Origin of the sequence: Streptomyces viridiviolaceus (genome assembly GCF_014650995.1) — a bacterium.
GTDB classification, from domain to species: Bacteria; Actinomycetota; Actinomycetes; order Streptomycetales; family Streptomycetaceae; genus Streptomyces; species Streptomyces viridiviolaceus.
In genome coordinates, this window is the sequence record NZ_BMWA01000015.1 from 191,707 (window position 1) to 199,443 (window position 7,737).

Here is a 7,737-nt window from a genome sequence, read left to right on the forward strand (position 1 = left end):
CCGAACGCGACGAGGAGACGCCCGACCATGCCCGGCCCCAGCGCCAACGGTGCCGTCACGCGCAGCACCCTGCGGCAGCAGATCGCCGACGCGCTCCGCGACGAGGTGCTCGCCGGACGGCTCCAGCCGGGTCAGGAGTTCACCGTCAAGGAGATCGCCGAGCAGTACGGGGTGTCCGCGACCCCGGTGCGCGAGGCCCTCGTCGACCTGTCCGCGCAGGGGCTCCTCGACGCCGACCACCATCGCGGCTTCCGGGTGCACGAGTACTCGGTCGGGGACTTCCGCGGCATCGTCGAGGCCCGCAGCCTGGTCACCGACGGGATGTTCCAAGCCCTCGTCGACGGCCGCCAGGACCTGCTGCGGCCCGACGACGCGCGTCTCGCCGCCGCCCTCGCCGGGGTGCGCCGACGCGGCGAGGAGGCGGAGCGCGCCGCCACCTGCGGCGACCTCACCGTGCTCATCGGCTACGACCTGCGCTTCTGGCGTGAGCTGGCCGCCCTGTTCGGCAACGCCTACCTCGCCGACTTCCTGCACCGGCTGCGCGTCCAGAGCTGGGTGTGCACGGTCCAGTACCTGCGCCCGCTGAGCGATCTGCGCGGGGTGCTGTGGTCGGGGCACACCGAGCTGGTCGACACCCTCGCCCGCCGCGACGCCCCCGGCGCCCGCGACCTCGTCGACGCCTACAACGCCCACTCCCTCGCCCTCGTCGAACGGCTCGCCTCGGGCTGAGCGCCGGATCGGTGGCCGCCGCGTGACGTGGTCCGGCCCCACATGGGTATGGGACCTGCACGAGGGGGGACACGAGGGGACTCGCCCCCGCGCCGCACCGACTACGCTGCCCTGACCACCGTGCTGTGTGAGGAGCCCTCCTTTGGCCTGTGACCTGTGGCTGGTACCGCTCGTCGACGTCTTGTGCCACACCCCGGACAACCCGTTCGCCGAGGAACTCGCGCAATACGACAAGGTGCTCGCCGAGGCCGGGCTGCCGCCGGTGCCGGTGTACCAGTACATGCCGGGGCTGTCCGGCGAGGTCGCCCCGGTGGCCGGCTTCGACTACGACGCGCTGCACTTCCTGCGCCGCGCGTACCTGCTCCAGGTGTGCGGCCTGCCGGTGACGCCGGTGGACGAACTGGGCGGCGACTACGAACAGTTGCTGGAGATGTTCGAGGCGACGGCCCAGCAGTCGCACCTGGTGTGGCACTACGACCACGCGGGCGCGTACGTCCCCGTCGACTTCCCGCACCCGCTCTCCGACGACGAACTCCTCGCGGGCGGCGGCCCGTTGGGCTCCTCCCACGGCCTGCTGCGGGAGCTGGAGGCCGTCGCCCCGGCCCTCGGCATCGACCCGGCCAACCCCCCGGCGGCGCCGCAACCGCCGCTCGCGCCGACGGAGTTGGAGGAGCCGGCCGTCCCGGCCCCGTACGACCCGAGCCCCTTCGCCCGGGAACGCCATGTGTGGCTGGGCCTGCACGCGGCGGCCACGCGGAGCCTGGCGCAGGGCTCGATGATCGTCTTCAGCTGAGCGCCCACGGGGCCGGCGCGGCTTCAGCGGATCAGGGAGATCCCCGGCGGCCACAGCACCCCGTCGGCGAGCAGCAGCGCCGGCCCCAGGTGCACGGGGCACACCCGAAGCGGCGGGCGCCGATGCCGGGCGACCTCGAAGCGGACCGGGTCACCGCAGTCCGCGGGGTCGCCCTCGGTGCCGTACGGGCCCTGGCAGGGAGCTGAACGGTCGGGGTCGGCCATACACCCGATCCGACACCGGCCCCGGCGCCGCCGCCCGCCCGAGGGGGCCGAACGGCAGCATCCGGGGCGCCTTCACGGACCTACAGGAACGAGTTGATCTCGATCGTCTCGTCCCGGCCCGGGCCCACGCCGATCGCGGAGATCGGGGCGCCGGACATCTCCTCCAGCGCCTTGACGTACGCCTGGGCGTTCTTCGGCAGGTCGGAGAAGGTCTTGGCCTTGCTGATGTCCTCGCTCCAGCCCGGCAGCATCTCGTAGACGGGCTTCGCGTGGTGGAAGTCCGACTGCGAGTACGGCAGCTCCTCGACCCGCTTGCCGTCGATCTCGTAGGCGACGCAGACCGGGATCTGCTCCCAGCCGGTCAGGACGTCGAGCTTCGTCAGGAAGAAGTCCGTCAGGCCGTTGACCCTCGTCGCGTAGCGGGCGATCACCGCGTCGAACCAGCCGCAGCGGCGGTCGCGGCCGGTGGTCACGCCCCGCTCGCCGCCGATCCGGCGCAGCGCCTCGCCGTCCTCGTCGAAGAGCTCCGTGGGGAACGGGCCCGCGCCGACACGGGTCGTGTAGGCCTTCAGGATGCCGATCACGCGGCTGATCCGGGTCGGACCGACGCCGGCACCGGTGCAGGCGCCGCCCGCGGTCGGGTTCGACGAGGTCACGAACGGATACGTGCCGTGGTCGATGTCCAGGAGCGTGCCCTGGCCGCCCTCGAAGAGGACCACCTTGTCGTCGTCGAGGGCCTGGTTGAGGACCAGGACGGTGTCGGCGACGTACGGAGCGAGCTTGTCCGCGTAGCCCAGCAGCTCCTCGACCACCTGGTCGACGGCGATCGCGCGCCGGTTGTAGAACTTGGTGAGCATCTGGTTCTTGACGTCGAGCGCCGCCTCGACCTTCTGGGTGAGGATCGACTCGTCGTACAGGTCCTGGACGCGGATGCCGACGCGGTTGATCTTGTCGGCGTAGGTCGGGCCGATGCCGCGACCGGTCGTCCCGATCTTGCGCTTGCCGAGGAAGCGTTCCGTCACCTTGTCGACGGTCACGTTGTACGGCGTGATGATGTGCGCGTTTCCGCTGATCAGGAGCTTGGACGTGTCGACGCCGCGCTCGTTCAGCCCGCTCAGCTCGGAGAACAGGACCGACGGGTCGACGACGACGCCGTTACCGATGACCGGCGTGCAGCCGGGAGACAGGATTCCGGAAGGGAGCAGGTGGAGGGCGTACTTCTGGTCACCCACGACTACCGTGTGGCCGGCGTTGTTGCCGCCCTGGTAGCGCACCACATAGTCGACGGATCCACCGAGCAGGTCCGTCGCCTTTCCCTTGCCTTCGTCACCCCACTGAGCACCGAGCAGCACAAGTGCGGGCACGCGCGTACACCCCTTCCGGGCGGGGCATGTCCAGGGTCAGGGACGTACACGGCTGATTTCAGCCGCGTACACCGCGACCGTCGTTGGCCGCCAACCGTCGGACCGGATGCCCCGGAATAGACGAAGCCCCTGGCGCAATAGCGCAAGGGGCTCTTGCACAAAGATGCTACCCGAGGAAGCGAGGCATGGCCGAGGTGGCGACTTCCGCGACTTCCGATCAGCTGCTGGTGGTCATCGACCCGGTCGCCCGTCGGACGGACGGCGAGTCCGTCCGGATCGCGAAAGACGTGCTCAGCGCGGGTGCGGCGAGCACGAAGGTGTGTCTGCCGGACGGTCCGGAGGAGTTCGCCCGGGCGCTCGGGCGGCGGGGCTCGCGACGGCCGGTGGTGATCGGTGACGACCGGGCGCTGGTCCGCGCGGTGGCGCTGCTGCACCGGCAGCGGGAGCTGGCGGCGTGCGCGCTGTCGGTGGTGCCGGTGGGCACGGCGCTCGGTCTCGCCGGGTCGCTGGGGCTGCCGACGGGTGCGGTGGCGGCCGCGCGGGCGGTGCTGGACGGGGCGGAGCGGCGGCTGGATCTGCTCGTCGACGACAGCGACGGAGTGGTGCTGGGGGCGGTCGGGATCCCTTCCGTTCCGGTGCGGGAGGGGCCGGCGGGAGAGGGCGCGGCGGCGCCGGTACGGCCCTGGCTGCGGACCTGCCAGTCCCTCGTCCGGACGCTGGCGGCCTCGCGGCCGGCCCGGACGACGGCCGCCGCGGGGGGCGGGCCGGCCCGGCTGCGGGTGGAGATCGACGGGACGACACTGGTCGACCTGCACCAGCCGGTCGAGGGCGTGTCGGTGACGCCGGGGGCCGGCGGAGTGGCCGAGGTGGTGGTGCGGCCGGTGTCGGTGGGGGCGGCGGCGTCACCGCTGACGGCGACGGGCCGCACCGTGACCGTCTCCGGGGCGCACTTCCGCTACCGGGCCGACGCGGTGGTGTCGGGACCGGTGCGGACGCGGACCTGGGTGGTGCACGAAGGGGCGTGGGGGCTGACGCTGCCGGGGTGACGACCGGCCTGCGTGCGCGGGGGCTGTTCCGGGACCTGGCTCCGGCCTGGACGGCGTGTGGGGCCGGGCGCGTGCAGGGCCGGGCGCGTGCGGGGCCGGGCGCGTGTGGTGCACGAGGGAGCGTCGGGGCTGACGCTGCCGGGGTGACGACCGGCCTGCGTGCGCGGGGGCTGTTCCGGAACCTGGCTCCGGCCGCTGTTCCGGGACCTGGCTCCGGCAGCCCCGGGCGCGTGCGGGGCCGGGCGTGGGTGGTGCGGGGTCTGCCGGCCGGCGCTACGCGCCGAAGGTCTTCTCCCGGTGTGCCCGCCAGCGTTCCATCATGGCCGCGATCTCGCCGTCGACGAACTCGAAGAACGCGAGCGTCTCGGCCATGCGGCGGCCGGCCGGTGTGTCGGCGCCGAGGCTGGTGACGCCATCGCGCAGCGCCGTCTCCCACCGCTTGAGGACGGCCTCGCGGTTGGTCAGCGCCTCGTACCACTGGTTGCTGTGCACCCGGTACCGCTCGCGCCGGGAGCCGGGTTCGCGCTCGCGCGACACCATGTGCTGCTGGGCGAGGTAGCGCACGGCGCCGGAGACGGCGGCCGGGCTGACCCGCAGCTGTTCGCCGAGTTCCGCCGAGGTCAGCGAGCCCGAGTCGGAGGCCAGCAGCGCGGCGAACACCCGGGCCGGCATCCGCTGCATCCCCGCCTCGACGAGTTGTGCCGCGAAGCCTTCCACGAACTTCGACACCGCCTCGGGGTCGCGCCCCACTCCCGCTGGTTCCGCTCGTTCCGTCATTGTTCGATCATCCCTCACATCCTTGGCGGTTTCTTAACTTCACAATTTTCTGAAAGTAGCGTACGTTCCGAAGTATGACGAAGGCAATCAGCGTCTCCGGACTCCACAAGTCGTTCGGCCGCACGCACGCGCTCGACGGCCTCGACCTGGACGTCGAGTCCGGCGAGGTGCACGGATTCCTCGGCCCCAACGGCGCCGGCAAGTCCACCACCATCCGCGTCCTGCTCGGCCTGCTGCGCGCCGACTCGGGAGCCTCCCAGGTGCTCGGCCGGGACCCCTGGTCGGACGCGGTGGAGGTGCACCGCCGGATCGCGTACGTCCCCGGTGACGTGACGCTGTGGCGCAACCTCTCCGGCGGCGAGGTCATCGACCTCTACGGCCGGCTGCGCGGTGGCCTGGACACACGGCGCCGGGCGGAGCTGATCGAGCGGTTCGAGCTGGACCCGACCAAGAAGGGCCGGACCTACTCCAAGGGAAACCGGCAGAAGGTCGCCCTGGTCGCCGCGTTCGCCTCCGACGTCGACCTGCTGATCCTGGACGAGCCGACCTCGGGCCTCGACCCGCTGATGGAAGAGGTCTTCCAGCGGTGCGTCGCCGAGGAACGGGAGCGCGGGCGGACCGTCCTGCTCTCCTCCCACATCCTCAGCGAGGTCGAGGAGCTGTGCGACCGGGTCAGCATCATCCGCAAGGGACGCACGGTCGAGAGCGGCACGCTCGCCGACCTGCGCCATCTGACACGGACCAGCGTGACGGCCGAACTCGCCGGTCCGCCGAACGGGCTGGCCCGGCTGCCCGGCGTGCACGACCTCGACGTCCAGGGCAGGCGGGTCCGGCTCCAGGTCGACACCGACAAGCTGGACGCGGTGCTCAGGTCCCTGAGCGAGGCGGGCGTACGGTCGCTGACCTCGACACCGCCGACGCTGGAGGAGCTGTTCCTGCGGCACTACCAGAACGAGGGCGCCGAGGAGGTGGCGTCACTGTGACCGCCACGTCCTTCGCGGTACGGTCCGGCGGCTCCCGCCAGCTGGCCGGCACCGGCACGCTGCTGCGCTTCGCCCTGCGCCGCGACCGGGTGATGATCCCGGTCTGGGTCGCGGTGAACGCGCTCATGGTGCTCTCCATGCCGAACACCCTCAAGGGCCTGTACGGCACGGCGGCCGAGCGCGCCGGCCTGATGCGGCAGATGGAGACCAACTCCTCGCTGCGGGCCATGGTCGGCCCCGTCTTCGACGACTCCCTCGGCGCGCTCACGGCCTGGCGCGTCGGCGTCTACGCCGCCGCGCTCGCCGCCGTGATGAGCCTGCTGATCGTCGTACGCCACACCCGGGACGAGGAGGAGAGCGGCCGGCAGGAGCTGGTCGCCTCCGGGATGGTCGGCCGCCGGGCCTCGCTGACGGCGGCCCTGCTGACGGCGGCGGTCGCCAACGGGGTCCTGGCGCTGCTGGTGGTGGCCGGGCTCGCCGGGCAGGGGGCCGCCGGCGCGCTGGCCCTCGGGCTCGGCATCGCGGGCGTCGGCATGGTCTTCGCCACGATGGCGGCGATCGTCGCGCAGCTGACGGAGAGCGCGCGGCTGGCGCGGGGGCTGGCGGCGGCCGTGCTGGGAGCGGCCTTCGTGCTGCGGGCGGCGGGCGACTCGGCGACGGTCGACGGCTCGTCCGTGCTGACCTGGGTCTCGCCGCTGGGCTGGCTGGAGAACCTGCGGGCGTTCGCCGGCGAGCGGTGGTGGGTGCTGCTGCTGATCGCCGGTGCGGCGGCGGTGCAGGGCGCCGCGGCGTACGAGCTCGCCGGGCGGCGGGACATCGGCATGAGCTTCCTGCCGACCCGGCCCGGGCCGGCCGCCGGGCGCCTGGCCTCGGCCGGTGCGCTGGCCTGGCGCCTGCAGCGGGGCAGCGTGCTCGGCTGGAGCATCGGCTTCTTCCTCGCCGGGGTCGTCTACGGCGGGATGACCGAGGGCGCGGCGGATCTGGTCGGCGACAACGAGCAGGCCCGCGCGATCATCGAGCGGATGGGCGGACAGGCCGGGCTGACGGACGCGTTCGTGTCCGCGATGGTCGGGATGCTCGGGCTGATCGCCGCGCTGTACGTGGTGGCGTCGGTGCTGCGGCTGAGCGGGGAGGAGACCTCGGGGCGGGCGGAGCCGGTGCTGGCGGCTGCGGTGGGGCGGCTGCGGTGGGCGGCCGGCCATCTGGTGATCGCGTTCGGCGGGGCGGCACTGATCATGCTGCTCGCGGGGGTCGGGTTCGCGGTCGGGTACGGGGAGGACGTCGGGGCGATCCTCGGCGCGTGCCTGGTGCAGTTGCCCGCGGTGTGGGTGATCGGCGGGGCGGCCGTGCTGTTGCACGGGGTGCTGCCGCGGGCCGCGGTGGCGGCGTGGGGGGTGGCCGGGGCGGTACTGCTGCTCGGGTGGGTGGGGCCGGCGCTGGATGTGCCGCAGGCGGTGCTGGACGTTTCGCCGTTCGGGCATCTGCCGAAGCTGCCGGGCGGGGGGATGAGCTGGGCGCCGGTGCTGGTGCTGACGTTGGTCGCCGTGGTGCTGGTGTCTGCGGGGCTGGCGGGACTGCGGCGGCGGGACGTCACGACGTGACCGTCCGCCGTGGCCGGGGCGGCGCGGCCCCCGTCACGACGTGACCGTCCGCCGACGCCGGGGCGGCGCGGGCGGCGCGGCCGGCGCTGACGGGGTGCCGCCGCGCCCACCCGTGCCGCCCCAGGCGGCACGACTGCCCGCGGTCACTGCGGCGCAGGGCCGCGCGGGCGGCCGCGGTCACTGCGGCGCGAGGCCCGGCGGTCGAGGCCGCGCGGCCCAC

Annotated in this window: 9 protein-coding genes; 5 read left to right on the forward strand and 4 right to left on the reverse strand. The window is 73.2% G+C overall.

The window, feature by feature from the left end:
• Window positions 1-27 precede the first annotated feature (27 nt).
• Both IE260_RS23270 and IE260_RS23275 read left to right on the forward strand, forming a co-directional pair.
• Window positions 28-729 carry a GntR family transcriptional regulator gene (locus IE260_RS23270; protein ID WP_189874945.1) on the forward strand — a complete coding sequence of 234 codons (702 nt, stop codon included), beginning with the start codon at window positions 28-30 and terminating at the stop codon, window positions 727-729.
• A gap of 142 nt (window positions 730-871) precedes the next feature.
• On the forward strand, window positions 872-1,522 hold the full coding sequence (locus tag IE260_RS23275; protein WP_189874947.1) for a putative DNA-mimic protein: 651 nt from the start codon (window positions 872-874) through the stop codon (window positions 1,520-1,522).
• Window positions 1,523-1,545: 23 nt separating this feature from the next.
• Here IE260_RS23275 and IE260_RS23280 read toward each other — a convergent pair whose 3' ends face one another.
• Both IE260_RS23280 and IE260_RS23285 read right to left on the reverse strand, forming a co-directional pair.
• On the reverse strand, window positions 1,546-1,746 hold the full coding sequence (locus IE260_RS23280) for a hypothetical protein (protein WP_189874948.1): 201 nt from the start codon (window positions 1,744-1,746) through the stop codon (window positions 1,546-1,548).
• An 80-nt stretch (window positions 1,747-1,826) separates the two neighbouring features.
• A complete protein-coding gene (locus IE260_RS23285; RefSeq protein WP_189874950.1) occupies window positions 1,827-3,110 on the reverse strand; it encodes an adenylosuccinate synthase in 1,284 nt (427 codons plus the stop codon).
• 185 nt (window positions 3,111-3,295) lie between these two features.
• Between IE260_RS23285 and IE260_RS23290 the strand changes: the two genes are divergently transcribed.
• Window positions 3,296-4,156 carry a diacylglycerol kinase family protein gene (locus tag IE260_RS23290; protein ID WP_189874952.1) on the forward strand — a complete coding sequence of 287 codons (861 nt, stop codon included), beginning with the start codon at window positions 3,296-3,298 and terminating at the stop codon, window positions 4,154-4,156.
• Window positions 4,157-4,429: 273 nt separating this feature from the next.
• Here IE260_RS23290 and IE260_RS23295 read toward each other — a convergent pair whose 3' ends face one another.
• Window positions 4,430-4,933: a GbsR/MarR family transcriptional regulator gene (locus IE260_RS23295; protein ID WP_189874954.1), complete on the reverse strand. Its 504-nt coding sequence runs from the start codon at window positions 4,931-4,933 to the stop codon at window positions 4,430-4,432.
• Between the two features lie 74 nt (window positions 4,934-5,007).
• On the opposite strand from IE260_RS23295, the gene IE260_RS23300 reads away from it, so the two are divergent.
• Both IE260_RS23300 and IE260_RS41785 read left to right on the forward strand, forming a co-directional pair.
• Window positions 5,008-5,916 (forward strand): ABC transporter ATP-binding protein, encoded by a 909-nt coding sequence (locus tag IE260_RS23300; protein ID WP_189874956.1) that lies wholly within the window; start codon window positions 5,008-5,010, stop codon window positions 5,914-5,916.
• Window positions 5,913-7,517: an ABC transporter permease gene (locus tag IE260_RS41785; protein ID WP_229881110.1), complete on the forward strand. Its 1,605-nt coding sequence runs from the start codon at window positions 5,913-5,915 to the stop codon at window positions 7,515-7,517. The genes IE260_RS23300 and IE260_RS41785 overlap by 4 nt, the downstream gene beginning before the upstream one ends.
• On the opposite strand, the gene IE260_RS41790 is transcribed toward IE260_RS41785, so the two are convergent.
• Window positions 7,507-7,737: hypothetical protein (locus IE260_RS41790; RefSeq protein WP_229881111.1), on the reverse strand; the 231-nt coding region annotated here is incomplete at its 5' end. The two genes, IE260_RS41785 and IE260_RS41790, sit on opposite strands and share 11 nt — an antisense overlap.